The sequence below is a fragment of the Bradyrhizobium sp. TM233 genome (assembly GCF_036247965.1).
Classification (GTDB): domain Bacteria; phylum Pseudomonadota; class Alphaproteobacteria; order Rhizobiales; family Xanthobacteraceae; genus Bradyrhizobium; species Bradyrhizobium ottawaense.
The window spans coordinates 1-665 of sequence record NZ_BTIG01000135.1; the positions used below are offsets into that span (position 1 = coordinate 1).

The window sequence follows — 665 nt, forward strand, 5'->3', positions numbered from 1 at the left end:
CGCTCAAGCTGATCCGGGCGGCGACGGGCAAGGCCGCCGCGTCGCTTTAGATATTTCAGGCAGTGACGTTGAGGTTGCCGCCGACGCCGGCACCGACATTGGCCAGCGAAGGCTGCCCGGCGCCCATCAGCGTCAGGACGGTGGATTTCTCCATGTCCATGTTCTGCTTGGTCAGCGTCGCCGAGATATTCGACTGCAGCGCGCCTTGCTGAGCGGCCAGCATGGTGCTGACCATTGCCATCATGTCCATTACGCGAACCCTCTTACCGGCTGCAGCCTAGGCGCGAGGGGTTAATGGGGCATGAATTGTCACGAAGCTATTGGGCGGCCTCGGTCCGTGTCCCGGACGCGNNGTCCGGGGCACGAGACCGCCTTACCGCGTCGGAACCGGCTTGGCGCCGCGGTAATCGTAGAAGCCGCGCTGGGTCTTGCGGCCGAGCCAGCCGGCCTCGACATATTTCACCAGCAGCGGGCACGGGCGGTATTTGGAATCGGCCAGCCCCTCGTGCAGCACCTGCATGATGGAGAGGCAGGTATCGAGGCCGATGAAATCGGCCAGCTCCAGCGGACCCATCGGATGGTGCGCGCCGAGCTTCATGGCCGCGTCGATCGCCTCGACATTGCCGACGCCTTCATACAGCGTGTAGATCGCCTCGTTGATCATC

At 63.8% G+C, this 665-nt stretch carries 2 protein-coding genes; both read right to left on the minus strand.

The genetic code is table 11. The features are described 5' to 3' along the window. Nucleotides 1–55 precede the first annotated feature (55 nt). The gene (locus AABA86_RS34010; RefSeq protein WP_091960250.1) at nt 56–250 is read right to left on the minus strand and encodes a hypothetical protein; all 195 of its coding nucleotides are present in this window, start codon (nt 248–250) and stop codon (nt 56–58) included. A gap of 123 nt (nt 251–373) precedes the next feature. Then, nucleotides 374–665: 3-hydroxyacyl-CoA dehydrogenase family protein (locus AABA86_RS34015; RefSeq protein WP_338309852.1), on the minus strand; the 292-nt coding region annotated here is incomplete at its 5' end.

What these genes read in the sequence shown, in the direction of transcription:
- AABA86_RS34010 (WP_091960250.1), bottom strand. Translation starts at nt 250, where the DNA reads ATGGACATGATGGCAATGGTCAGCACCATGCTGGCCGCTCAGCAAGGC.